The sequence below is a fragment of the Pseudomonas fluvialis genome (assembly GCF_002234375.1).
Taxonomy (GTDB): Bacteria; Pseudomonadota; Gammaproteobacteria; order Pseudomonadales; family Pseudomonadaceae; genus Aquipseudomonas; species Aquipseudomonas fluvialis.
Map to the genome: position 1 here is coordinate 1 of NZ_NMQV01000048.1, position 1,101 is coordinate 1,101.

General features: G+C 63.7%; 1 protein-coding gene and 1 pseudogene. Both read right to left on the reverse strand.

Annotated features, from left to right (window positions below):
• Positions 1–331 (reverse strand): annotated as a pseudogene (locus tag CFY91_RS15510) (hypothetical protein); the annotation flags it as partial.
• A partial coding sequence (locus CFY91_RS15515) for an HD domain-containing phosphohydrolase (protein WP_133063703.1) occupies positions 315–1,101 on the reverse strand: 787 nt, incomplete at its 5' end. The gene CFY91_RS15515 and the pseudogene CFY91_RS15510, both read right to left, overlap by 17 nt.

Sequence of the window (1,101 nt, forward strand, 5' to 3'; positions counted from 1 at the left end):
CTGCAAAGCGTTCGCCACGGTTGAGGCTGATCCGGCTGAACTGGATGGCCGGCTGCTTGAGACTCCCCTTGAGCAGCTCCTCGGCCAGCTTGCTGTCCAGAGCAAAAACGATCGCACTGGCCGGCTCCAGAGTTAACCCGGCCAACGCCTGCATGTCCCGATCCGGTTGCGCGGCCACCTGCCGGTAGTCCTGAACCACCAGCAACACACTGATCAGCAGGCCCAGTCCCAAGGCCAGCACCAGGGTACTGCGCAGCAAGCGGCGCGACAGACTATGGCTGACCGAACTCAGCGTCTGCCCCGGCGCGGAGCGCTCAGCCCTGCGCATCATCGGGGTGTTGCTCGCGGATGGCCAGGAACTCGTCGAAGTGCTCCAGCAGCAGGTCGACCAGGCGCGGCTCGAACTGCTGCCCACGCTGCTCACTGAGCAATTGGCGAATCTGCTCGGCCGGCCAGGGCTCCTTGTAGCTGCGCCGCGAACCCAAGGCATCGAAGACATCCGCCAGCGCGACGATGCGCCCGGCAATCGGGATCGCCTCCCCCGCCAGCCCCTGCGGATAGCCCTGGCCATCCCAGCGCTCATGATGGTTACCGGCGATCAGTGCGCCGACCTTCATCAGCTCGCGGCGCGAGCGTTGCAGAATCGCCACACCAAACTCCACGTGGCGCTGCATCAGCGCCCACTCCTGCTCATCGAGCTTGCCCGGCTTGTGCAGGATGTGGTCAGGAATCGCCACCTTGCCCACATCATGCAGTGGCGCAGCATGCTTGATCAGCTGCACCTCACGGTCAGCCAACCCGTACAGCTGGGCCAGCCGCTCGCTGACCAGGGAAACCCGCTGCACGTGCGCGCCGGTTTCCTTGCTGCGTGCTTCCACGGCATCGGCCAGGGTATATACCAGCTCCTTGGAGGTTTCCTGCAGATCCTCCATCAGATTGATGTTCTCGAAGGTCAGCGCCACGTTGTGGATATAGATTTCCAGCAACTGCCGGTCCAGCTCGCTGAGCGGCTCGACATGGGTGACATACAGCAGGTTGGCGCCACCCCGTTCGTCAGCCATGTACATCACGTAGGCATCGTCGAAGTGCTGGGCCTGGCGC